Annotated in this window: 18 protein-coding genes; 8 read left to right on the top strand and 10 right to left on the bottom strand. The window is 75.0% G+C overall.

The genetic code is table 11. From position 1 onward, the window contains the following. Positions 1–91: 91 nt before the first annotated feature. A complete protein-coding gene (locus ABTY40_RS16805) occupies positions 92–1,315 on the top strand; it encodes a cytochrome P450 (protein WP_352060189.1) in 1,224 nt (407 codons plus the stop codon). Between the two features lie 31 nt (positions 1,316–1,346). Here the strand turns inward: ABTY40_RS16805 and ABTY40_RS16800 are convergent, their stop codons facing one another. From ABTY40_RS16800 to ABTY40_RS16785, 4 genes are all read right to left on the bottom strand, one after another. Continuing rightward, on the bottom strand, positions 1,347–3,143 hold the full coding sequence (locus ABTY40_RS16800; protein ID WP_352060188.1) for a thiamine pyrophosphate-requiring protein: 1,797 nt from the start codon (positions 3,141–3,143) through the stop codon (positions 1,347–1,349). Between the two features lie 158 nt (positions 3,144–3,301). After that, positions 3,302–4,930, bottom strand: a complete 1,629-nt coding sequence (locus ABTY40_RS16795; protein WP_502990598.1) for an adenosine deaminase family protein — start codon at positions 4,928–4,930, stop codon at positions 3,302–3,304. Between the two features lie 86 nt (positions 4,931–5,016). Further along, positions 5,017–6,243: a cation:proton antiporter gene (locus ABTY40_RS16790; protein ID WP_352060187.1), complete on the bottom strand. Its 1,227-nt coding sequence runs from the start codon at positions 6,241–6,243 to the stop codon at positions 5,017–5,019. A 556-nt stretch (positions 6,244–6,799) separates the two neighbouring features. Continuing rightward, a complete protein-coding gene (locus ABTY40_RS16785) occupies positions 6,800–7,285 on the bottom strand; it encodes a cation:proton antiporter regulatory subunit (protein ID WP_352060186.1) in 486 nt (161 codons plus the stop codon). A gap of 329 nt (positions 7,286–7,614) precedes the next feature. On the opposite strand from ABTY40_RS16785, the gene ABTY40_RS16780 reads away from it, so the two are divergent. From ABTY40_RS16780 to ABTY40_RS16770, 3 genes are all read left to right on the top strand, one after another. Further along, entirely contained in the window at positions 7,615–8,136 is a 522-nt protein-coding gene (locus tag ABTY40_RS16780; RefSeq protein WP_352060185.1) for a GNAT family N-acetyltransferase, read from the top strand. A gap of 297 nt (positions 8,137–8,433) precedes the next feature. Then, complete coding sequence (locus ABTY40_RS16775; RefSeq protein WP_352060286.1) at positions 8,434–11,442, top strand: serine/threonine-protein kinase; 3,009 nt, start codon at positions 8,434–8,436, stop codon at positions 11,440–11,442. Positions 11,443–11,586: 144 nt separating this feature from the next. Continuing rightward, positions 11,587–12,630, top strand: coding sequence for a LacI family DNA-binding transcriptional regulator (locus ABTY40_RS16770; protein ID WP_352060184.1), 1,044 nt, complete (start codon positions 11,587–11,589; stop codon positions 12,628–12,630). Between the two features lie 33 nt (positions 12,631–12,663). Here the strand turns inward: ABTY40_RS16770 and ABTY40_RS16765 are convergent, their stop codons facing one another. Then, a complete protein-coding gene (locus tag ABTY40_RS16765; RefSeq protein ID WP_352060183.1) occupies positions 12,664–14,016 on the bottom strand; it encodes a uracil-xanthine permease family protein in 1,353 nt (450 codons plus the stop codon). Beyond that, the gene (locus ABTY40_RS16760; RefSeq protein WP_352060182.1) at positions 14,013–15,137 is read right to left on the bottom strand and encodes an aryl-sulfate sulfotransferase; all 1,125 of its coding nucleotides are present in this window, start codon (positions 15,135–15,137) and stop codon (positions 14,013–14,015) included. The genes ABTY40_RS16765 and ABTY40_RS16760 overlap by 4 nt, the downstream gene beginning before the upstream one ends. A 188-nt stretch (positions 15,138–15,325) precedes the next feature. Here ABTY40_RS16760 and ABTY40_RS16755 point away from each other — a divergent pair, with 188 nt between their 5' ends. After that, positions 15,326–15,880, top strand: coding sequence for a helix-turn-helix domain-containing protein (locus ABTY40_RS16755; RefSeq protein ID WP_352060181.1), 555 nt, complete (start codon positions 15,326–15,328; stop codon positions 15,878–15,880). Positions 15,881–16,038: 158 nt separating this feature from the next. Here the strand turns inward: ABTY40_RS16755 and ABTY40_RS16750 are convergent, their stop codons facing one another. Both ABTY40_RS16750 and ABTY40_RS16745 read right to left on the bottom strand, forming a co-directional pair. Further along, entirely contained in the window at positions 16,039–17,058 is a 1,020-nt protein-coding gene (locus ABTY40_RS16750) for a hemolysin family protein (protein ID WP_352060180.1), read from the bottom strand. Beyond that, complete coding sequence (locus ABTY40_RS16745) at positions 17,055–18,377, bottom strand: hemolysin family protein (RefSeq protein ID WP_352060179.1); 1,323 nt, start codon at positions 18,375–18,377, stop codon at positions 17,055–17,057. Before ABTY40_RS16745 ends, ABTY40_RS16750 begins: the two co-directional genes overlap by 4 nt. Positions 18,378–19,218: 841 nt before the next feature. On the opposite strand from ABTY40_RS16745, the gene ABTY40_RS16740 reads away from it, so the two are divergent. Both ABTY40_RS16740 and ABTY40_RS16735 read left to right on the top strand, forming a co-directional pair. Continuing rightward, on the top strand, positions 19,219–20,229 hold the full coding sequence (locus ABTY40_RS16740; protein ID WP_352060178.1) for a TerC family protein: 1,011 nt from the start codon (positions 19,219–19,221) through the stop codon (positions 20,227–20,229). Positions 20,230–20,304: 75 nt separating this feature from the next. Beyond that, entirely contained in the window at positions 20,305–20,517 is a 213-nt protein-coding gene (locus ABTY40_RS16735; protein WP_352060177.1) for a hypothetical protein, read from the top strand. 292 nt (positions 20,518–20,809) lie between these two features. Here the strand turns inward: ABTY40_RS16735 and ABTY40_RS16730 are convergent, their stop codons facing one another. Further along, the gene (locus ABTY40_RS16730; RefSeq protein WP_352060176.1) at positions 20,810–21,256 is read right to left on the bottom strand and encodes an SSI family serine proteinase inhibitor; all 447 of its coding nucleotides are present in this window, start codon (positions 21,254–21,256) and stop codon (positions 20,810–20,812) included. Between the two features lie 584 nt (positions 21,257–21,840). On the opposite strand from ABTY40_RS16730, the gene ABTY40_RS16725 reads away from it, so the two are divergent. Then, entirely contained in the window at positions 21,841–23,649 is a 1,809-nt protein-coding gene (locus ABTY40_RS16725; RefSeq protein ID WP_352060175.1) for an ATP-binding SpoIIE family protein phosphatase, read from the top strand. A gap of 24 nt (positions 23,650–23,673) precedes the next feature. Here the strand turns inward: ABTY40_RS16725 and ABTY40_RS16720 are convergent, their stop codons facing one another. Then, a complete protein-coding gene (locus ABTY40_RS16720; RefSeq protein ID WP_352060174.1) occupies positions 23,674–24,000 on the bottom strand; it encodes a DUF1232 domain-containing protein in 327 nt (108 codons plus the stop codon). Between the last annotated feature and the right edge of the window lie 79 nt (positions 24,001–24,079).

The following is a 24,079-nucleotide window of genomic DNA, read 5'->3' as shown; positions in this document are numbered from 1 at the left end:
CCGTGGCCGCACGGGACGGCAGCGGGCCCGTACGCACGCGACGACACGCGGCGGAGCGCCGACCGGCGCGGCCGCCGGAACGGGAGGCACCGTGACCGCCGACAAGACCCTCGCCCTGCTCCTCAAGGGCTACGCCTGGCTCCCCGGGCTGCGCCGCGACCACCCCGGCGACGGACCGCTGCGCACCCGCCTGATGGGGCGGCCGGTGCGGGTGCTGCACGGGCCGGAGGCGGTCGCCTTCTTCTACGACGAGCGCCACGCGCGGCGGCACGGGGCGCTGCCCGGCCCGGTCCTGGACACCCTCTTCGGGCGGGGGGCCGTGCACACCCTGGACGGTACGGACCACCGGGCACGCAAGGCGCTGTTCCTGGCGCGGCTCACCGAACCCGCCGCCGTCGGCGCGCTCGCCGAGCGGGTGCGGGAGGAGTTCCGGGCGGCCCTCGGCGGCCGGCGCGGCCAGGAGGTCCGCCTCTTCGACGAGGCCGCGCTCGTCCTGGCGCGCGCGGTGAGCGACTGGGCCGGGCTGCCCGGCGGCGATCGGGCGGCCACCGACCGGCTGGCCAGGGACTGCGTGGCGATGGTCGACGGCTTCGCGACGCCCGGTCCCCGGCATCTGCGGGCCCGCCGGGCGCGGGCACGCCAGGAGGAGCTGCTGTCCCGGGCGGTGGTTCAGGCCCGGGAGTCCGGCGCCGCCGCCGCGGACACGCCCTTCGGGGCGGTGCTGACCCACCGGGAGGCGGACGGCTCGCTCCTGGACCCGCACACGGCCGCGGTGGAGCTCCTGAACATCGTGCGGCCCACGGTCGCGATCGCCTGGTTCACGGCCTTCGCCGCACACGCGATGAGCCGCCGCCCGGCCGTGCGGCGGCGGCTCGCGCAGGAGGACGACCGGGGCGCGTACGCCGTCTCGTTCGCGCACGAGGTCCGGCGGTTCTACCCGTTCGTGCCCTTCCTGGGCGCCCTCGCGCCCGACGGTCTGATCCTGGACGGCGAGCGTCTGCCGCGGGGCACGATGCTGCTCCTGGACGTGTTCGGCCAGAACCACGACCCGGAGCTGTGGGAGGAGCCGTACCGTTTCGACCCGGAGCGGTTCCTGCGGGCCGCGCCGCACCGGGACGACCTGATCCCGCAGGGCGGGGGGCCGCGCGAGGGGCACCGCTGCCCGGGTGAGGACGTCACGGTCGCGGTGCTGTCGGTGCTGGCCCGGGAGCTGGCCCGGCTGGACTTCGCCGTTCCGGACCAGGACCTGCGGATACCGCTGAACCGGATCCCGACCCGGCCCCGCAGCGGAGTCCGCCTGGTGGTCGGGGCCTGAGCCGGGGGCCGGCCGGCTGCGCCGGAGCGGGTCAGCGGTCGTCGGAGCGGCGGGGCAGCAGGTCCTGGGCCTTCGCCTTGAGTCCCTGGGCGATGACGTGGGCGCGGTCGCCGCCGCGGACCAGGGAGGTCAGGGTGGCTTCCATCTGGTCCCAGGTGGCGTGCGGCGGGACGGGGGGCACCGCCGGATCCGTACGGAAGTCGAGGACGGTGGGGCCGTCGGCGGCGAGGGCCTCCCGCCAGGCGTCCTCGACGTCCTCGGGGGCAGTGACGCGGATGCCCTCCAGCCCGAGCGAACGGGCGAAGTCGGCGTACCCGACGTCGGGGAGGGACTGGGAGGCCTCGAAGGGCGGGGCGCCGCCGAGGGCGCGCATCTCCCAGCTGACCATGTTGAGGTCCTGGTTGTTCCAGACGGCCACGACGAGGCGGGGGTCGGCCCACTCCCCGGCGTACTTGGCGACGGTGACCAGTTCGGCGAGGCCGTTCATCTGCATGGCGCCGTCGCCGACGAGGGCGATGGCGGGCCGGTCGGGGTGGGCGAACTTGGCGCCGATCGCGTAGGGGACGCCGCTGCCCATGGAGGCGAGCGTGCCGGAGAGGGAGCCGCGCATGGCGCGGCGCATGGTGAGGTGGCGGGCGTACCAGGTGGCGACCGATCCGGCGTCGGTGGTGATCATCGCGTCGTCGGGGAGCAGCGGGTCGAGGGTGCGGGCGACGTACTCGGGGTTGACGGGGTCCGCCGCGAGCGCGGCCCGGCGTTCCATGACGGTGTGCCAGCGGCGCACGCCCTCGGTCACGGACCGCTGCCAGGCGCGGTCCTCCGTGCGGGTGAGCAGCGGGAGGAGCCGGCGCAGGGTGGCGGCGGCGTCGCCGACCAGGTTGACCTCGTAGGGGTAGCGCATCCCCACCATGTGCGGGTCGATGTCGATCTGCACGGCGCGCGCCTGCCCGTACGGGGGCAGGAACTCGGAGTAGGGGAAGCTGGAGCCGATCGTCAGGAGGGTGTCGCAGTCGCGCATCAGCTCGTACGAGGGGCGGGTGCCGAGCAGGCCGATCGGGCCCGTGACGTAGGGCAGTTCGTCGCTGAGCACGTCCATGCCGAGGAGGGCCTTCGCCACGCCGGCGCCGAGGGTGTCCGCGATCTCCTCGACCTCGCGGGCGGCGCCGGCCGCGCCCTGTCCGACCAGGATCGCGACCTTGGATCCGGCGCCGAGGACCTCGGCGGCGCGGGCGAGGGAGGCGTCGTCGGGCACCGGCGCCCAGCCGCTGACGTCCAGGCTGGAGGGGACCATCTTGTGGGCGTGCCCGGGCGGGGAGTACGGCAGTTCCTGCACGTCGCCTGGGATGATCAGGGCGGTCGGGGCGCGCCGGGCGTACGCGGTGCGGATGGCCCGGTCGAGGACGTTGGGGAGCTGTTCGGGGACGGTGACGGTCTCCAGGTAGGCGCCCGCCACGTCCTTGAAGAGGGTGTGGAGGTCCACCTCCTGCTGGTACGAACCGCCCATGGCACTGCGGTCGGTCTGTCCGACGATCGCGACCACCGGCACGTGGTCGAGCTTGGCGTCGTACAGGCCGTTCAGGAGGTGGACCGCGCCGGGCCCCGAGGTGGCGACGCAGACGCCGGCACGGCCGGAGAACTTGGCGTACCCGACGGCCTCGAAGGCGGCCATCTCCTCGTGTCGGGCCTGGACGAAGCGTGGCTCGTCACCGGCCCGGCCCCAGGCGGCGAGCAGGCCGTTGATGCCGTCGCCCGGGTAGCCGAAGACATGGCTCACCCCCCAGGCCCGCAGTCGTTCGAGGAGGTGGTCGCCGACGGTCGTCTTGCTCATGTCCGGTCGTCTCCGTCCCTGTGATCGCGCCCGAAGGGTCGGACGCCTCGTCTCGGGGGTCGGTGCGCGGCTGCCCGGGGCGGCGGGGCGGAAACCTCGGGGCTCGTGACGGTGCCCGCCGCTCCCCGGCGGGCGCGGCGGGCACGGGCGTTTCGGCGTCAGTGGCCGGCGAAGTCGCGTTCGAACCGCTGGAAGGCGCTCTCCTGGCGCCACTGTGCGGCGGCGCGGGGGCTCGCGGCCAGGAGCGCGCGGCAGGCCTCGCCGGGCTCGCCGGCGCCGGGGCGGGCGGCGCGGCAGGCCGCGGTGAGGCGGTAACCGTCGCGGGTGGGGTTACCGCGCCACAGGCTCTGGCCGGGCAGGAAGGCGTACTGGAGGGAGGCCCGGGCCAGGTCCTTCAGCTCGGGGTAGGACAGGCCGTAGGTGGTGGCGGCGTACTGGTACTCGTGAGTGATGTCGACGCGGCTGATGCCCGGGTCGTCGGTGGCCAGGACGACCGGCACGCCGTGGGCGCGGTAGGTCGCGAAGGGGTGGTCGTCGCCCTTGACGCCGAGGATCTGGGCGTTGCTGGTGAAGGGGACCTCGACGGCGACCTGGCGGGCCGCCATGGCGCGGGCGGTGCGGCGCCAGTCGTCCTCGTGGACGAGGTCGACGCCGTGGCCGACGCGTTCGGCGCCCGCGACGCCGACCGCCTCGGCGATGTGGAAGGTGAGATCGGCGGGCTTGACCAGGCCGGGCCACAGCTCGCCCGCGTGCAGGGTGACGTGGGCCTTCGGGTAGACGTTCCGGAGGTGGGCGATCATGCGCATGTGGAGGCGGTAGTCGCGGAGCGCGACGGTTCCGTCCTCGGGCTGGACGAGGTTGACGGCGACGAAGCGGCCGTCGCGTTCGGCCAGGCGCATGCCCAGGGCGATCTGGGTGAAGACCCGCTCGGGGGCGGTGCCCCGCGAGACCTGGGAGATCCAGCGGACCGGCAGCGCGCAGCCGGGCCGCGCCCGCCCGGTGCCGCAGGCGGCGGCTTCGCGGAACTCGGCGTCGGCCTCGTCGGCCTCCGCGCGCGCCTCCTGAACGAGCCGGTCGAGGCGTCCGCCGGCGGTGAGCCGCTTGTGGAGGGCGGCGAGGTCGTCGGTCCAGCCGACCTCCGCGGCCAGCTTCCGGGCCCCCTCCGAGGCGGGGGTGACCATGGTCTCCAGGTAGAACTGGTTCTGCCGGACGACGTCGTCGGCCACCTCGGCGAGCAGCTTGCCGCGGTGACGCCAGGTCACCTCGCCGAACTTGCCGAAGGCGTCGAAGAAGTGGTCGTGGCCGTTGCCGCCGGGTGGGAAGTCCTGCATGGACCAGGCGCGCACGATCGCGTCGTGGAAGGCCCGGTCGGTCAGCGCGTCGGCGGCCGGGCGGGTGCCGGTGCCGCAGGGGGCGGCGACGGCGGTCATCGTGCGGGTGTCGACGCACAGTCCGTCCTCGGCGGCGAGCCGGATCAGGTACTCCGTGGACACCGCCCCGGAGAGGTGGTTGTGCAGGTCGGCGCCCTTGGGGAGGCGTTCGAAGAAGCGGCGGGCGAGGCGGGGGTCGGCGCGGACGGCGTCCAGGTAGGCGGCGGTCGCCGCCTCCGCCGGGGTCCGGGCGCCGGACGGGGGCGCGGGGCGCTCGCCCGAGGGTGAGGCCGCGGACGGGGTCGCGGCGAGAAGAGGGACGAGGCTCAGCGCGCCGAGCACGGCGGGCAGGAGACGGCGGGTGCGGAGGCCGGTGCGGCCTCCGGTTCCGGTGGGTGTCGAGATCACGCGCGACATGATCACGTACGGTGACCGTCCCGGCCGGGCCCGACGCGGATCTCGCGGCGAAGGCCACCCGACCGGGGCACGGGTCGTTCACGTGCTCAGGCGTCGACCGCGACCGTGTCGGCCGTGCGTTCGGCCTCCGCCGGGGCGGCGGCGGCCGGGCCGGCGGGTCCGCGGCGGCGCGGGAGCCGCCGGGCGAGCGGCTCGGTGAAGCGGGCGGTGAGCGGCCCGAGGATCACGAGGATCAGGACGTAGGCGGTGGCCAGCGGGCCGATGCGGGGCTCGACGCCCACGGCCAGACCGGCGATGACGATGGAGAACTCGCCGCGTGCGACGAGGGTGCCGCCCGCCCGCCAGCGGCCCGCGCCTCCGATGCCGGCGCGCCGTGCCGCGTACCAGCCGGTGGCCACCTTGGTGAGGGCGGTGGCGACGGCGAGGATCAGGGCCGGGACGAGGACGGGCGGGATGTCCGCGGGGTCCGTGGAGAGCCCGAAGAAGACGAAGAAGACGGCGGCGAACAGGTCGCGGAGCGGGGTGAGGAGGGTGCTGGCGCCTTCGGCGACCTCCCCGGAGACGGCGATGCCGACGAGGAAGGCGCCGACGGCGGCGGAGACCTGGAGCTGCTGGGCGATGCCCGCGACGAGCAGGGTGAGACCGAGGACGACGAGGAGGAGCATCTCGGCGTTGTCGGAGGAGACGGCCCGGCTGATGAGGCGGCCGTGGCGCAGGGCGACGTACAGGACGGCGCCGACGGTGCCGAGGGAGATGAGCAAGGTGACCGCGCCGCCGGCGAGGCTCACCCCGGCGAGCAGGGCGGTCAGGATCGGCAGGTAGAGCGCCATCGCCAGGTCCTCGATGACGAGGACCCCGAGGATCACCGGGGTTTCGCGGTTGCCGAGGCGGCCGAGGTCGCCGAGGACCTTGGCGATGACCCCGGAGGAGGAGATCCAGGTGACGCCGGCCAGGGCGACCGCGGCGACCGGGCCCCAGCCGAGGAGGAGCGCGGCGGCGGCGCCGGGCACCGCGTTCAGGACCAGGTCGACGGCGCCGGAGGGGTACTGGGTCCGCAGGTTGGTGACGAGTTCGGAGGCGCTGTACTCCAGGCCGAGCAGGAGCAGCAGCAGGATCACGCCGATCTCGGCGCCGGTGGCGACGAACTCCTCGCTGGCCTGGAGGGGCAGGATGCCGCCGTGGCCGAAGGCGAGCCCGGCGAGCAGGTAGAGGGGTATGGGCGAGAAGCCCATCCGGCCGGCCAGGCGCCCGAGCAGGCCCAGGGCGAGGATGATGGCTCCGAGTTCGATGAGCAGGGCGGTCGTGTGGTGCACGGGCGTCGGACCTCCGGTGGGGTGCGGTGACGGCGTCAGTGCCTTCGGGACGCGGGCGGGGCCCGGGTCCGCCGAGCGGTGCGGGGTGCGGTACGAGGGGACGGCGGGCGCGGGCGGGGCGGGGGCGCGGGGCGTGGCCGGGCGGCGGCCGTGGGATACGGCGGGGCCGGGGTGCGGGGCGTACGCCGGCGCTCCCGCCCGGGAGGGACGGCGGCGCGGGGCCCCGGCCGGTCCGGTCGCCGGGCGGTCAGGAGCGGGCGGGAGCGCGCCCGGTATCGGGCACGCTGTCGCGGGCCGTGTTGTCGATGCGTACGGCCCGGGCGGGACGGCGGCGGCGCCTGCGGGGCGCCGCGAGGGCGGACGTACCGGGGACGTGTGTGTCTCGCACCGCGGCGCACCCCCGAACCCGATCACCGGCGGCGGCCGGACGGCCGCTCGCTCCCCTCCCACGAAAGATGAGCGCGTCTCTCGACCGAGCGTAAGCGCCCGGTAAAGAATCTTACCGTAGGACATATTTCACGTACGGGGAGTGAGCGCCCCATCCGGGAGGAAGGGCTCACTCCCGGCCGAGGATCACGGCGGCGGCCTCGACTCCCTCGCGGGTGCCGATCACGAGGAGCGTGTCCCCGCCCACCAGCCGGAAGTCCGGTGCCGGGGAGGGGATCGCCTCGGCGCGGCGCAGCACGGCGACCACGGAGGCCCCGGTCTCCGTGCGCAACCGGGTGTCGCCGAGCGTCCGCCCGTTCCAGTGGGCGTGGGCGGAGAGTTCGATCCGGTCGGCGACGAGTCCGAGGTCGGTGGTGGACAGCAGGCTGGAGCTGTGGTGGGCCGGCATCAGCGCGCCGATCAGCGCCTCCGCCTCCCCCGCCGTCAGCCGGGCCGACAGGGCGCACTCGTCGGGGTCGTCCCGGCGGTAGGCGTTGAGTGTGCGACTGCCGTCGCGGTGGGCGATGACCGACAGACGGCGGTGCTCGCGGGTGGTGAGGTCGTAGCGCACCCCTATCCCGGGAAGGGGGGTGCTGCTCGTGTGCGGAACCGGCATGGGAACTCCCGGACTGTGCGGTCGGACGGACGCCGTCGATCGTGATCCCTCGCGTACCGGACGGGCAAGCCCGACCCGCTCGCGAAGACGCGGGGCCCGGGACGGGGCCGGGGGTGGCGGGACCGGTCTCGACCGGCGGACCGTCGGCCGGCGCCCCTCCCCCGGGCTCGCCGGTGAGCGGCGCCCCTCAACAGCCGTACGTCCGACGCCGGTAGGATCCCCGAGTTCGAGCGGCCGCGCTCCGGGAGTGAGGGCGCGGCGGCGGTCCGCCGGAGGGGGCACACATGGGGCGGCGGGGGACGTCACGGGGCTCCGTCACCATCGAGCGCATGGACGGCGCGGCCGCCGTACGGGCCCAGGAGGCGTTCAGGCTGATCTACGCCGAGGCCTTCGCCGAGCCCCCGGCCCTCGAGACCGAGGACGACGTCGCCGCCGCGTTCCTCCGGTTCCCCGCCCTCACCGAGAGGCCGGGCTTCCGCGCCGCCCTGGCCCGTACCGCGGACGGTGAACCGGTCGGCCTCGCGTACGGCCACCCGCTTCCCACCGACGCCGTCTGGTGGGACGAACTGACCCACGCGGTCCCCGACGACCTGCGGCGGGAGGACGGGCACCGCACCTTCGGACTGCGGGAACTCGCCGTGCGCCGTCCGTGGCGCGGCCAGGGCATCGCGCGGCGGCTGCACGAGACGCTGCGCGAGGGCCTGCGGGTCGAGCGGATGCTGCTCAACGTCCACCCGGAGAACACCGCCGCGTCGGCGGCCTACCGGTCCTGGGGCTACCGCGCGGTCGGCGAGACGCGCCCCGGCGGCGGGACCGTCCTCCACCGTGTGATGCTGCTCGACCTGCGCTGACGGCGCCGGCCCGGCGGAGCGACCGGGCCCTCCGCCCCGCCGCCCCCGCGCCGAGGGCTCCCGCCGACCCCGTACGCCACGACCTCCCGCGAGCCCCCGGCCCTTCGTGAGCACCGCGCCCACCCTCTGCCCAAACCATTGCGCCAAACGTTTGGGCATGCCATGGTGTCGGCGTCAAAAGGCGTGACACATACCGCGGTTGAGGGCGATCGACGGGGGTGCGTGATGGGGGCGACGGGGGAACGGCGGCCGGGCGGCGGGGCGGACGGGGAGCGTCCCCGCGACCCGCGGCACGTGATGGCACGGACGGCACCGAACGCGGCCGGCACCGGCCGGGAAAGGGCGGCCGGTGGCGCGGTGCTCGCGCCGCCGCCGTGGACGCGGCCGGCGCGGCTCCCGGCCGGCGCGGACACGGCCACCGCCCGCATGGTCGGGCCGTTCCGCGTCCTGCACCGGCTCGGCGCGGGCGGGATGGGCGAGGTGCACCTGTGCGCCGGTCCCGACGGGGTGCTCGCGGCGGTGAAGACGGTCCGCGCCGAGTTGCTGAGCGAGGAGCGGATCCGGCGCCGGTTCACCCGTGAGGTGCAGGCCGCCCGCCGGGTCCGCAACCCGTACGTCGTACCGGTGATCGCGGCCGAGACCGAGGCTCCCCTGCCCTGGCTGGCGCAGGCCTTCGTCCCCGCTCCCGCACTCGACCACCTCGTACGGCACCTGGGCCCGCTCCCGGAGCCCGTCGTGCGGGCCCTCGGCGGCGGCATCGCCGTGGCGCTGACCGGCATCCACGGCGCGGGTGTCATCCACCGCGACCTCAAACCGGGCAACGTCCTGCTGGCGGCCGACGGGCCGCGCGTGATCGACTTCGGCATCGCCCGGATGGAGGACCGGACCGTCACCCGGGGCGAGGCGTGGGGCACGCCCGGCTTCATGTCCCCGGAACAGATCACGGACCCGGAGCGCGTGACGGCGGCGAGCGACGTCTTCTCGCTCGGCGTGCTGCTGTTCCACGCGGCGACGGCGCGGCTGCCGTGGCGGGGCACGACCCCGCTCGAACTCCAGGTCCGGACGGTGGAGGGCGACGCCGACCTGACGGGCCTCGCACCCGGTCTGCGGCGGCTCGTCGCCGACTGCCTCGCCCCCGGTCCCGCGGACCGCCCGACACCCGGCGAACTCGTCGCGGAACTGCGGGCGGAGGAGGCCCCCACCGCGTTCGGTGCGGCCCTGGGAGGCCTGCGCCCCGCGCTGGAGTCGTACGCCCGCGCCGTCCTGCACGCCGTGCCCGAGGCGCGGGTGCTCGGCGCGATGCTGGACCAGGGGCGGGACCGGCGGCTGCGGGAGCGGATCCGCGCGCTCCGCGAGCGTGCGGCGGAGCCGGCCGGGCGCGGGCTGCCGCCCTGGGCCGTTCCGGGGGTGGCGGAGTGGGCCGGGCACGTACCGAAGCGGGAGGCGGAGGAGCTGAGCCGGGCCTTCGGGGAACTCGCCCGCGAGGCCGCCGACTTCTACGGCTCCGAGGATCCCGAGGCGTTCGTGCTGCGCGGCGAGGCGATCCGCTGGCGCGGCGAGGCGGCCGAGCCGGCGCAGGCCGCCTTCGAACTGGGCGAGCTCGTGGAGGCGGCCGCGGTGGCGCTCGGACCCGCCGCTCCGGAGGTGCTGCGCCTGCGGCGGCTGCGGGTGACCCTGCTCGCGGTGGCGGGCAACACCGGCGAGGCGATCCTGCTCCAGGAGGACGTACTGCGGCGTGTCCGCGCGTCGTCGGACACGCCGGGACCGGCGGCTTCGCCGGACCCGGCCGAGTTCGCCGCCCGGGCCTCCGCAGGGCCGGCGGCCGTCGCCGAGGCGCGGGTGGAGCTGGCCGAGCTGTACGGGCGGGCCGGGCGCCCGGAGTCCGCCGCGAAGGAGTACGCGCACGCCCTGGCGGACGCGCGGGCGGCGGGCGCGGAGGTGCCGGCCGAGCGGATCGCCCAGTGGCGCCACCAAGAGGCGTTCTGGACACGGCCGTTCGACCCGGCACGGGCCCTGGCACTGTTCCGGGACCTGCACGGGGACTGCCGGCGGGAGCTGGGCGAGGCCCACTCCCTCACGCTGGAGGCACTGGAGGGCGTGGCGTACACGCTCGGCACCGCCGGGGACGCCGAGGCCGCCCGGGACATGTACGAGGACCTGCTGCCCCGCGCCCGGGCCCACTTCGGCGCGGACAGCCTGGAGGCACTGGAGACCTGGGCGAACCTGGCGGGCTGGACCGGCGACGCCGGGGACCCGGCGCGGGCGGCCGAGCTGTACGCCGAGGTGGTGGTGGCGGCGGTGGGCCGCTGGGGCGAGTCGCACCCCCGGGTCACCCGCTGGATCCGGGAGGCCCGCGTGTGGCGGCGGCGGGCCGCCGAGCGGACCGCCCTGCCGGGAGTGGCGGCCGGGGTACCTGCGACGGCCCCGGAACCCGCGCCCCCGGCACAGGACGCCGCTGCGGCCCCGGGTGGCCGCGGAGCGAGGAGGGGCCTCACGAGGTGGTGGCCCGGAAAGCGGCGTACGACTCCGTCCCCGGCGGCACCGGACCGGCCGGAGGAGCCGGGCCGGGCGGCCGGGCACCGGGCCCGCACGCCCCGGCGGGGGGCCTACACGGAGGCGGGCACGGAGGGCGGTACGCGCGCCGGTACGGAGCCCGGTACCCGGACGGTCGCGCTCGGACAGGAACTGGCGGAGCGGGTCCATCCGGTGTTCCTGCCGCCCGACCGGTTCCCGCCCGCGCTGGAGCGGGTCGACCGGAACGTCCTGCCCGGCCTCAGGACGGCCCTCGCGATCCGGCAGGGCGACAACGTCGACTTCGTCCAGCCCCATCTGCTCTCCGACGGCGAACTCGAAGGGCTGTGGAGCAGCGCGCGGCGGAACGTGTGCCGGCTGGACGGGCTGCGGACCGTCCGGACCGAGGCGGGCGACGGTGACGTGATCGCGGAACTGTGGCACCGGGACGACGTGTTCGTGGCGTCCCGCGCCGTCGCTCCGGACTGGCTGGCGCCGGCCCTGTTCGGGACCCCCGAGCCGGACGGCATCCTGGTGTGCGTCCCGCAGATGCGCAGTCTTCTCGCGGCGCCCGCGCGGCCGGCCACGGTCGCCCGTCTCGCCGCCGTCCTCACCCTGACCGCCGCCGAGGTCCACGCCGGGGCGGCGCACCCCAACCTCGCCGTCTCGCCCGACGTGTACCTGGTCACCCGGGGCCGCGGGGCGGCCACGTACCAGGCGCAACGCGTCGGCCACATGGTGGACGGCCGCCCGGTCGTCGGCGGGGAACTGCTGGATCTGTTCGGCCGGGGGTGACAGCGGTGGCGGCGGTGCGGGCGGGGGACCCGGTGTCCGGTACCGGCCGTGGCGCGCGGCAGCCGTTCTGCGATGATCCACCGGGTACGGGTGACGGCCGCCGCGGGCGGGCGTGGAGCGCGGGGACGCCAAGGAGGGGCCGGCATGGGGGACTCGGTGACGCTGCAGGAGATCGCGGAGCGGCTCGGGCTGCACGTCTCCACCGTGTCGCGGGTCCTGCACGGCTCGCCCGACGCCCGGCGGCGCGCGGCGTCGGCGCGGACGGCGCGGCGCGTCGAGGAGCTGGCCACGGAGCTCGGCTACCGCCCCAACCCGCATGCCACCAGCCTGCGGACGCGCCGCAGCCGGCTCATCGGCGTCCTGTTCCCCCGGCTGTCCGAGGTCGTGGTCGCCACCATCTACGAGGGCATCGAGGAGGAAGCCACCGCGCGCGGGTTCTCCACCTTCGTCACGAACACGCACGACGAGCCGGCGACGCAGCGCGAGCGGATCGAGATGGTCCTCGCCCGGCGGGTGGACGGGCTGATCATCGGCGACGCCCACCTGGACGGGGCGGCGCTGGCCGGTCTCGAACGGAGCGGCACGCCGTTCGTCCTCGTCAACCGCCGTACGGAGGGCGGCCATCCGGCCGTCGTCTGCGACGACCACCTCGGCGGGCGGCTGGTGGCCGAGCACTTCCTCGGCCTGGGACACCGCCGGGTCGGTGTGATCGCGGGCGAGCCGTTCGCCAGTACGGGCACGGACCGCACCGCCGGTTTCGCCGGCCGCTACCGCGAGGCGGGACTGCCGCTGCCCCCGGAGGCCGTACGCGCCTGCGGCTTCGACACCGCCGGCGGCCGGCGCGCCGCCACCGAACTCCTCCGCTCCGCGCGTCGCCCCACCGCCCTCTTCGCCGTCAACGACTCGGCGGCGATCGGCGCGATGGGCGCCGCACGTGACCTCGGCCTGCGTGTCGGCGCCGACCTCGCCCTCGCCGGCTTCAACGACGTCCCCGTCGCGGCGGAACTGCCCGTACCGCTGACCAGCGTGCACTCCCCCATGAAGGACCTCGGCCGTACGGCCCTGCGCGAACTCCTCCGCCACCTCTCCGGCGGCACCCCGGCCGGCCACCGCCTTCTCCCGCGCCTGATGATCCGCGCCTCCAGCGGCGCGGCGGTCGGACCCGCGATCGACTCGCGGGACCCGTGACCGGCCGCCCCGCCGTACGCGCGGCACGGCCGCTCACGGCCGGCCGGGCGGGTCGTCCCCTCCCTCCGCGTCCCGTTGGCCGCGCGGTCGCGGGAGCGCCGTGAGGGCGACGGCCGTGAGCGTACCGGCGACGACACCGCTGCCGAGGACGGTGCGGGCCCAGGTGGGGAAACCCGCGTACAGGCCGGGGGCGAGAAGGGGCAGGAGCCCGGCGGTGAGGGCGAGGGCCGCGGTCAGGGTGCCGTGGCCCGTGGCGGAGAGGTCGGCGCGGCGGAGCATGTCGACGCCGAGCACGGCGATGACGGCGTAGACGACGAGGGAGGAGCCGCCGACGACGGCCTCGGGGATGCCGGCCAGCGCGCGGGAGACTGGGGTGGCGAGGCCGAGGGCGACGAGGAGGACACCGGAGCCGGCGGTCACGAAGCGGCTACGGACGCCGGTGAGGCGGCCGATGCCGATGTTCTCGGCGCTGGTGACCATGAGCGAGGTGCCGAACAGGCCGCCGGCCAGCGAGACCAGGGCGTCGGCGCGGGCGACGCGCGGGACGTCACGGGCCGGCTGCGGCCTGCGGCCGACGGTCTCGCTGTTGAGCACGGTCTGGCCGGTGATCTCGGCCAGGGTGGTGAGGCTGAACACCAGCAGCGGGAGGGCGGCCAGGACGTCGAAGCGGGGGGTGCCGAAGGGCAGGAAGGCGGGCAGGGCGAAGCCGCCGCCGGCCGCCGGGGTGAAGGCGCCCAGGCCGGTCACCACCGCCACGGCGGTGCCGGCCGCCATGCCGAGGAGGACGGAGGTCTGGCGCCAGACGCCGCGCAGCAGGACGTACGCGGCGGCGGTCGCCGCGACCGTGAGCCCGGCCAGGAGCACCGCGCGCGGCTCGCCGGTGCCGTCCGGTCCGGTGACGAGGCGGGCGGCGACCCGGATCATCGCGATGCCGATGAGCAGCACGGTCACGCCCATGACGAGCGGCGGGAAGAGCCGTACGACCCGGGTGTACAGGGGCAGTACGGCCAGGAGGAGCCCCGCCGCCAGGAGGACCGCGCCGGTGGCGGTCGGCGCGCCGTGCTCCTGCGCGATCTGGAGGAACAGGGCGGTCGCCGCGCCGCCGGGCAGCATGACGAACGGGAGGCGGCCGCCGATCCGCCCCGCGCCGAGGGACTGGAGGAGCGCGCCCGCCCCGCACAGCAGCAGGACGGCGCTGAGCAGCGAGGCCGTCGCGCCGGGCGGCATGCGGAGGGTGCCGGAGACGAGGAAGACGGTGGAGACGGGGGCGGCGATCATCGCGAGGACGTGCTGCGCCGCCAGGGGGGCCAGGCGGCGCAGGGGCACCCGCGCGTCGACGGGATCGGGCGCGTCGGCCGGGGCGGGGGCGGGCGGGGTGGTCGTCATGCCGTCGCCTCCAGCCACGGGATCTCGTCGGCGGTGTAACGGTAGGCGCGGAAGACGGCGTTGGGTTCGGACGGGAACAGTCCGCGGACCTCGCTCTCGCCGTAGCCGGCGAAGTGCGGGACCACGTACTCCCAGCACAGGTAGCCGTCCCTCGTCACTTCGAAGAGGCGCCCCGACGGGGAGTCCGTGACGAGGGTGTTGCCGTTGGGCAGGCGCTGCGCCGAACCCATGAACGGCGCGAAGAAGAACTCGCGGGCGGGGTCGTGGTACTCCCAGACGACGTCTCCGGCCGCCCGGTCGATCTCGACGACGCGGGAGTACGGGACGTCGTGGCCGGGCCGGAAGACGCCGTTGTCGAAGACGAGGAGGCGGCCGTCGTCCAGTTCGGTGGGCGCGTGCTGCTGGCTGACCGTTCCGGGGCGGCTGCGCCAGAGGATCTCGCCGGTGTCCCGGCTGATGACGACGACGGCGGAGACGCTGCGCAGACTGGCGAGGACGTTGCCGTCGCGCAGGGGCGTGACGCTGTTGATCAGGGGCCAGTGTTCCCGGGCGTACGCCTCGTGGAGCGGGAAGGAGTCCCGGTCGAGGTGTTCCGCCGCCCGCCAGGACCAGAGGAGTTCGCCGTCCGGGCCGATCTCCTTGACGGTGTCGGCCCAGACGGTGCCGCCGGCGGCCTCGGAGCCGGGCACTCCGCCCCGGACCGCCGCGGCGTCGGCACCGGTGAGGGGTTCGAGGGCGGTGTAGAGGACGCGGCCGTCGTCGAGGTGGTGGGCGTCGTGGTGCTGGAGCGGGTCGCGGTGTTCCCGCAGCACGGTTCCGTCGGGTGCGGCGTGGAGCATGACGCCGCCCCGGTACTTGTGCCACATCGGGAACAGCGCCTCCTCGCCGGGCAGGACGCCGTTGTAGGCGAGGGTTCCGCCGTCGAGGAGCCGGGCGTGGCGACCGGGGCGGTAGGGGAGGTTCCACCGGTGGACGGTGCGGCCGCGCAGGTCGATCAGGTAGACCTCGCCGGTGCCGGTGAGGGGGGCGTAGAGGGTGTAGCCCCCGGACGCGGCGGTCTCGTCCAGGGCGATGAGGCCGGTCGGGCGTCGGCGGCGCGAGTTCTGGTCGATCAGGGGCATGTCGGAGCTCCTCGCTTCAAACTTTCTTTGATGAGAACAACCGACTTTGACGGTAGGCCCGGGGTGTGAAGCGCGTGTGTCAGCAGTACGAAATCGTCGGCGGGGGTCCGCCGTGCGCGGCGTAGGCTGCGGTCAGGCGCGTCGGCCGGGCAGAACGGCGCCGCGGGGCGGGAAGGACGGGACCAGTCATGGAGGCCGCGAACACACCGCGGGTCGGCGCCGCCGTGCGCCGCCGGCGCCGGGCGCTCGATCTGACGCTCGCCGAGGTCGGCCGGCGCAGCGGGCTCTCCTCACCGTTCCTCAGCCAGATCGAGAACGACCGGGCGCGCCCCAGCATGCGCTCGCTCCAGCGGATCGCGGACGCCCTCGGCACCACGGCGGTCCAGTTGCTCGCGGCCTCGGACGAGACCCGTACCGTCGACGTGGTGCGCGCCGGGGACGACAGCGGTCTGGACCGGGAGGGGCGTGTCCGGCCGGTGGTGCGGGGCCGTCACCAGCTGCACGCGCTGGAGTTCGTGGGCCGGCACGAGGCGGACCGTGAGTTCCGGCACCGGCACGACGAGTTGATGTACGTGGCGGACGGCGCGGTGGAGGTGGAGGCGGACGGCCGGCTCCACCGTCTGGAACGCGGCGACTCCCTGCTCCTGTCGGGCGGCGTCCGCCACCGCTGGCGCACCACGGACCCCGGCTCCCGGGTCCTCGTCGTCGCGATCGGGGAACACCTGGAGCTGCTGGGGGCGTGAGGACGCCGCCGACGGACGGAGCCCCGCGGCCCGGGACCCGGACCGGAGGTGAGGTGCGTCCGAGGGGAGCCGGAGCCGGACGGGGCGCCCGGCGCAGGGTCGGGAGCACCGGCTGAGACCGGGGCCGCGCCCCCGGCCCCGTACGCCCGGCTCCCGTGTCAGTCCGTCTGCGGCCCCATGATCCGGACCAGCAGGTCGTCGAGGCTGATCAGGCCGGTGAGCCCGCCGTGCTCGTCCCGGACGAGGGCGAGGGAGGCGCGGCGGCGGCGGAGGTGCTCGACGGCCTCGGCGACCGTGGTGTCCGGGGCGAGTTCGGGCACCGGCCGGGCGAGGTCGCGTGCCGTCACGGACCTGCCGCGGGTGCGGGCCACGAGGGCGTCGCGCGCGTGGAGGGAGCCGACGACGTGGTCCCCGTCGCGGACGAGGAGGCGGGAGCGGTCGGCCGTGGCGGCGCGGGCGAGGATCGCGTCGAGACCGGCGCCGGCCGGGACGCCGGCGATGTCGTCCGCGGGGGTCCGCAGGGCCGAGACCGGGGTCTGCGGTTCGGTCAGCGAGCGGGTGATCAGCTGCGAGTCCGTCTCGTTGATCAGGCCGAGACGCGCCGACTCCGCCACGAGGTGGGTGAGCTGCTCGCGGTTGTGGACGGCGGCCAGTTCGTCGCGGGGCTGGACGCGGCACAGGCGGACCAGGGCGTTGCTGAGGGTGTTGAGGAGCACGATCAGCGGTCGTACGGCCGTGACCACCGCCCGGAACGGCGGGGTGAGCAGCATGGCGGAGCGCTCGGGGTGCGCGATGGCCCAGGACTTGGGCGCCATCTCCCCGAGAACCATGTGGAGGAAGACCACGACGACCATGGCGACGGCGAAGGCGATGCCGTAGCTGAGCGCCGGGGGCAGGCCGAGCCCGATCAGGAGCGGGTCGAGTGCGTGGGAGACGGCCGGTTTGGAGAGGGCGCCGAGGCCGAGGGTGCACAGGGTGATGCCGAGCTGGGCGCCGGCGAGCATCAGCGACAGCTCGCGCATGCCGGCGAGGGCGGCCTTGGCGCCGCGCCGGCCGTCGGCGGCGGCCTTCTCGATCCGGTGGCGCCTGGCGGCGACGAGCGCGAATTCGGCTGCGACGAAGAAGCCGCTGCCGACGAGGAGCAGAACGGTGACGAACAGCGCCGTGGGGAAACTCATGCCTGCGCCTCCTCGGCGGACGGGGCTCCGGCGGCCGGCGCCAGGCGGACGCGTTCGGGGACGTGCCGGTCCAGGCTGAGGACCTCGATGCGGACGCCGTCGACGGTGAGGCCGTCACCGATGGTCGGGAAACGGCCGAGCCGGTCGACGACCAGCCCGGCGACGGTGTCGTAGTCGTCGTCCTGGGGCAGGGCGATGCCGGTGGCGTCCTCGATCTCGTCGAGGCGGCGGCCCGCGTCGACCCGCCAGCCGTCCCCGTCCTTCACGGCGAGCGCGACGACGACGTCGCTCTCGTCGGCGATGTCACCGACCAGTTCCTCCGCGATGTCCTCGTACGTGACGATGCCGGCGACGCCGCCGTGCTCGTCCAGGACGACGGCGAACTCGTCGTCCGCCTCCCGCATCCGCGCCACGGCCTGGGGCAGCGGCAGCGTGTCGGGGAGCAGCAGCGGGCGCCGGGCCGCCTCCCCCGCCGTGAGGGTGTCGAACCGGTCGGCGGGCAGCCGGACGAGGTCGCGCACGCCGAGGACACCGGAGGTGTCGTCGGGGTGGTCCCCGAGGACCGGGTAGGTGGAGTGGCCGTGCGCCGCGATCAGACCGACGGCCTCGGTGAGGGTGGCGTCCTCGCGTACGAACACGGCGTCGACGCGCGGCACCATGACCTCGTCGAGGGTCCGCTCGGAGAACTCCAGTGCGTGGTCGAGGAGTTCGGCCGTGTCGGCGGGCAGGCGGCCCTGCTCGTGGGACTCGCCGATGAGGTGGCTGAGCTCTTCGAGGGTGGCGCCGTGGTGGAGCTCCTCGACCGGTTCGATGCCGGCTTTGCGCAGCAGTCCGTTGGCGGCGCTGTCGAAGACGCGCACGACCGGTCCGACGATCTTGAGGTAGACGAGGGTGGAGGAGGCGAGGGACTTGGCGAGCCGCTCGGGCACGGCCAGGGCCAGGTTCTTCGGCGCGAGTTCGCCGAGCACCATCTGGAGCACGGTCGCCACGACGAAGGCCAGCACGACGGAGAGCGTCGCGACGAGGCCGGCGGGCAGTCCGGCCCCCTCCAGGGCGGGCCGCAGCAGGGCCGACACGGACGGCTCGGCCAGGAAGCCGACGACCAGGCCGGTGACGGTGATGCCCAGCTGGGCGCCGGAGAGCATGAAGGAGAGGCGTTCGAGGACCTTCAGCGCGCGGGCGGCCCGCTTGTCGCCGGCCGCCGCCTCGCCGGCGAGCGCGATGCGGTCGGCGGCGACGTAGGCGAATTCCTGGGCGACGAAGTAGCCGGTGCCGGCGGTGAGCGCGAGCACGGCGAGCAGGCCGGTGAGGGCGTTCATCGGCTGCCGCACCCCTTCGCGGAGGGGTGCTTCGATCGGGCGGACAAGCAGGGGCTCCTTCGGAGGGCGACGTCAGATCTGATCGTGAACGGTCGGAAAGCGAGTGGTCGAAAAGCGAACGGCGAAACGTGAATGCCCGGGGGTCGAGGAAGGGAAGGGATCGGCGGGGACCGAGACGGGCAGGGCTCGACCGGGAGGCGTCGGGGCGTCGGGGCGTCGGGGCGTCGGAACCGAGTATCGACGCGTACGCGAGGGGGAGCCCGGAATCACACGCGACGGGACCGGCCGGTTCCGCCGCGACGCCGTCCGCCGTCACGTGGCCGGGACGGCGCCGGTCCGCTCGCGACGGCGGCAGGGGGAAGCCCGTTCATGATCCGGGCGCCGGGGGCACGCCGGTGGCCGGCGAGGACACGGCCGTGACGGACACCGCGCACGCCGGGGTGAGGACCGGGGCGGGAAGCAGCACTTCGATCACCGTGCCACCCCCCGCTCCCCCGGCTCGATCCGGCGACAGGGCGGGTGGTGGCACGGCTCGTACTGGGAGGCTCACCCATTGCGGGTCGCTCACTCCTTCTCGTCCTCGGGGCGGAAACGGTGCGCCGGCGCGTGCGGCGAGCACCAGGGCTCTCCCCGAACTGTAAAGGAAAGGCAAACCGGTATCGAGAGCCGGCGCCCCCTCTCCGGCCGCGGCACCCCGCCCCCACGAGCGGCGACATGGCGCGACATGCCCCAGACTCGTACCAAGGGGCCGGCGACGGACACCGCCGGCCGCGCAGGTCAGGCACGTCAGCAGGTCAGGCAAGTCAGGTCGGCTCATCAGGTCACGGGGAGTGTGGCCGTCGTGCTCGAGGTCCCGTTCTGGTTGTGGGCGGCGTTCGCCGCGACGGTCGTGGTGTCGCTGGCGGTGGACCTGCTGGCCCACCGCAGCGCGCACGTGATCGGTTTCAAGGAGGCGGCCGCCTGGAGCGGCCTGTGGGTGGGCCTCGCGCTGGTCTTCGGCGTGGTGGTCTTCCTCGTCCTCGGAACGACCGCGGGCACGGAGTACACGACGGCCTGGCTGCTGGAGAAGAGTCTGTCCGTCGACAACCTCTTCGTCTTCGCCGTCATCTTCGGGTACTTCAAGGTGCCCCGCGCCTACCAGCACCGGGTGCTGTTCTTCGGTGTCATCGGGGCCCTGGTCTTCCGCGGCGTCTTCCTGGCGCTCGGCGTGGCCGTGGTCAGCCGTTTCACCGCGATCCTGTTCGTCTTCGCCGCCGTCCTCTTCTACAGCACGTACAAGCTGCTCAGGGAGGAGGACGACACCTTCGACCCCGGCAACAGCTTCGCCGTCAGGCTGCTGAGGAAGATCGTGCCGGTCCGTGACGAGTACGCGGGGGCGAAGTTCTTCGTCAAGGAGGCCGGCAAGCGCGTGGCCACGCCGCTGCTCGCGGTGGTGGCGGCGATCGAGGCGGCCGACCTGATCTTCGCCGTCGACAGCGTTCCGGCCGTCCTCGCCGTGAGCGACGACGCCTTCATCGTCTACACCAGCAACGCTTTCGCCATCCTGGGCCTGCGCGCCCTCTACTTCATGCTGTCCGGTCTCCTCGACCGCTTCCACTACCTCAACACCGGCCTGGCGGTGATTCTGTCGTTCATCGGCGTCAAGCTGATCCTCCAGGCCTCCCACAAACTGATCAGCCCCGCGGTTCCGGAGATCCCGTCCCCGGTCAGCCTGGCCGTCATCGCCGCGATCCTCGCCGCCTCCGTCTGGTTCAGCCTGCGCCGGCCGCCCCGGCAGAAGGAGCGGGAGGCCGCCGGCCCCGACGCCGACCCCGGCGACCCGGGTGACCCGCCGCCCCGGACACCGGGCTGACCACCCCCGGACGCGCGCGGAGACGGACCCGAGCACCGGCTTCCCTCGCGCCCGGTGCGGGATTATCGTTAAAAAATGGGTAAAAACGAGCGCCCGACCGGGCAGCATGGTGTGCTTGTCTGCCCGGTCTGCAAGCAGACCGTCGACACCGTGGTGAAGCGCCGCCACAAGACGCTGGGCCTCTTCGTCCCCGAGTGGGGGCCGGGTCCCTGCCGCAATGTGGACTGCCCCGAGTACCTGGAGGAACCTCCGCCCGCACGGATGCCGCGACGCGATTCCCCGTCCTGACGCGCCCGGGACGCCGGCCGTCACGGCCGGGGCCCCGGCGCGCCTGCCCCGCGGGCCCGCGGCGATGACGGCGAGGGGGTACGAGGCACCGGCCCCGACCGGTGAGGTCCGAAGGGCCGGTGGCTCGGGTCCGCCCGGGGAAGACCGTTCCCGAGGTCCGTCGGGTCCGGTCACATCCCGGTGGCATCCCGGCCGGGTCCCACGGCGCCCGAGGGCTTCCGCCGGGTCACGGCGGCTCCCTCCGGCTTCGCCGGACCGCCCGGCGCCCGCGGGTTCGCGGCGCGGCCTTCCGTCAGAACGCGAAGACCGTGGTCGCCGCCGTGCGGGCCGTCAGTTCGCACGGGTTGCCGTAGGTCTCCGACCAGGTGACGCGCCGCCCCTGCCAGACTCCGTCCCCCGTGACGGTGACCGGGTTCCATTCGCGCGTACAGGGGCGGTCCTCCCCTATCGCCGTCAGGCTCGTGAAGTCGCCGTCCGCCGCCGCGAGTTCCGCGCACGCCTCCTCCGGTGCGGGATGGGTGCCGGACGGGGTCGGGGCGCAGTTCAGGGTGACCGCGCGGGTGACGGTGGCGGTCGCCGGGTCCTCGCCCTCACCGATGGTGAGGACGAGCGCCGACGGCGCGTAGAGGCTCGCGGGCGCCGCCTCGGCCGTGCCGGTGCCGGCGAGAGCGGTGCCGACGAGGGCGAGGCCCGTCGCGGTGGCGAAGGCGGTGGCGCCGAGGGTGCGGAAGTAACGCACAGGAATGTCCCTTCGTGAGGTGACAGTGAGGATGCGGGCCGATCGGCCGCGGCTCGGAGTTTTGTCGAGGCCCGGGCTGATCGCACACCTGGTCGCAAGGTTCCGGCCGTCACTCGCGACGCGGCCGACCGACTGGTCGTTCGGCCAGATGAGAAGCGGTGTTCCGGTCCCCCGCGACCGCCTCCGGGGCGCGGCCGGTGCGGCCGTACAAACGCGAACGATCCGCTGGCCTGCGGCGTCGAGAAAAAGGTTCAAAACAGGACCTTCCGCACGGACTCACGATCGTCCGGAATCGAGGGCCTCCGCGCCCCGGAAAGGCCGGGCGGGGGCGTTCACCTCGTTCCCGGATCCCGCCTCCGCCGGGAGCGAGAAGGGCCGCCCTCCGGGGCGAATTCCGGGCGAACTCCTCCGGTCCGGCCTGTGACCAGCGGGTTTTCCCCCGGGTGGTCCTGGGGCGCCGGCAGGACCGCGCCGCCTTCTTCGACTCCCGTCGGTACGGCAGCGGCCGGGACGAAGCCAAGCGGCCGGAAAACGTGCATGCTGGGCACCAACAGCGGTCGAGTTCCTGTCGGGAGGCCGGAAGAGTGAACGACGGCAAGGGGAGACGGCGCCTGGTCGGCCGTGCCTCGGCCGGGAGGGGTGCGGCGGCGCACCGCTCGGCCGGTGCCCGGGGGCGGCTCGGGCGGGGCGGCGCGAGGACGCCCCTCGACCGGATCACCACCCGTGACCGGCTGGCCTGGCTGAATCTGGCCGGTACCAGGATCGGCACCACCCTCGACCTGGAACGCACCGCGCAGGAGCTGGCCGAGTTCACGGTGCCCGGCTTCGCCGACGGCGCCGCCGTCGACATCCTGGAGAGCGTCCTGCGGGGCGACGAGGGACTGCGGTGGACGGGAACCGGCGTCCCGCCCATGCGCGCCACCGCGGTCTGCGCCGTCGACGCCCTCTCCTCCCTCGAACCCACTCCGGTCGGCGAGACCACCTTCCGGGCCGAGGAGGCGCACGAGACACTGCTCCACCGCTACTGCCTGCGGCAGGGCAAGCCGGTCCTGGTGAGCCGGATGCGGGACGACGACTTCCTCAGGGTCGCGCCGACCCGGAGCGCCGCGGCCAAGATGCGGGCGGCCGGAGTGCACAGCTACCTCGCGGTCCCGCTGATCGCCCGGGGACTGCTCCTCGGCAGCGCGGACTTCGTCCGCGGCCCCGGGACCCCGCCGTTCTCGGCCACCGACCTGGCCCTCGCGGAACAGCTCGCCTCGCAGGCCGCCGTCTACATCGACAACGCCCGGCTGTACGGCCGCGAGCGCGAGCACGTCGTCTCGCTCCAGCGGACCCTGCTGCCCCGCGCGACTCCCGTGACGCCCGGTCTGCGCGTGCGGGGCGAATACGCGCCGTCCACCGCCCACCACGGAGTGGGCGGCGACTGGTACGACGTGATGGCCCTGCCCGGCGGACGCACGGCCCTCATGGTGGGCGACGTCATGGGGCACGGGCTGCCCGCCGCCGCCACGATGGGGCGCCTGCGGGCGGTCGCCCGCACCCTGATGACCCTGGACATGGCGCCCGAGCGCGTCCTCGCCCGGCTCGACCTCGCCACCCGCGACCTGGAGGACGAGCAGGTCGCCACCTTCCTCTGCGCCGTGTTCGATCCGGCCGACTCCACCTACACGCTGGCCAGCGCCGGGCACCTGCCCCCGCTGCTGCTGGGCGGGGAGGGCGCCGCGGCGTTCGCGGACGTCCCCGTCGGCGCGCCGCTGGGAGCGGGGGTGATCCCGTACGACGCGGTCCGGCTGCGCGTGCCGCCGGGCGGCAGTCTGGTGATGTACACGGACGGCCTGGTGAAGTCCCGGCACGCGGACCTGGAGCGGCAGCTGGACCTGCTGCGTTCGGCGGCGGGCGGCCTGGCGCCCGAGGCGGTCGAAGGCGGCGGCCTCATCGGGTGCGCCCCGGCGGGCGCCGCCCGGTTCGACGAGGCCGTGCTCCTCGTCGCGACGACCGCCGCGGACGCCCTGGACGCCCCGACCGACGTACGCGAGTGGACCCTGCCCCGGGAGGGGCGCGCGGCGTCCGTCGCCCGGGGCCTGGTCACCGACCAGCTCGCCGCGTGGGAGCTGACGGAGCTCGCCGACGTGTGCGAACTGGTCGTCTCCGAACTCGTGGGCAACGCCCTGCGCTACGGCAACGGCCCCGGCCGGCTCCGGCTGCTGCGCGGCGAGCGCCTGGTCGTGGAGGTCTCGGACACCGGTCCCGACCTGCCGCAGATCCAGCACGCCGATCTCAGCGACGAGGGCGGCCGGGGTCTCCAGCTCATCAACATGCTGTGCCGCCGGTGGGGTTCCTGCCGCACCGTCACCGGCAAGGTGGTCTGGGCGGAACAGAACCTGCCCTCCTGAGGCCGGCCCCGCCGGGCGGGCGCCTCAGGGGGACGGCGGCAGCCCCTTCGGCTCCCCGCCCGGGGGCGGTTCCCGGCGGGCCGGCCCGTTTCCGGCCGCCGCGGCCCCCAGCGCCCGCAGGGCGAGCAGCAGCACGCCGATGTCGTCCAGGTACACGGGGTCCGGCAGCAGGTCCACGGGCGAGACCGTGTACACGACCGCGGTCCAGAAGAGGGCCTTGGAACGCAGCGGGACTCCGGCGTCGAGCAGCAGCCTGCGGGCCCTCAGGACGCGGACGAGCAGAACGGCCGCGCATCCCGCCAGGGCGAGTACGAGAACCAGGGCCGCGATCAGCCAGGGTGCGTTGTCCATGGCGCTCTCCTACCCCGTCACGCCTCCGCCGCGCGGGTCAGTTCGGCGTGCCCCGGGGTTTGACCTCCCGGCGAGCGGC

Origin of the sequence: Streptomyces sp. NPDC126503 (assembly GCF_040302405.1) — a bacterium.
Classification (GTDB): domain Bacteria; phylum Actinomycetota; class Actinomycetes; order Streptomycetales; family Streptomycetaceae; genus Streptomyces; species Streptomyces gulbargensis.
This window is presented reverse-complemented; position numbering and strand designations above follow the sequence as displayed.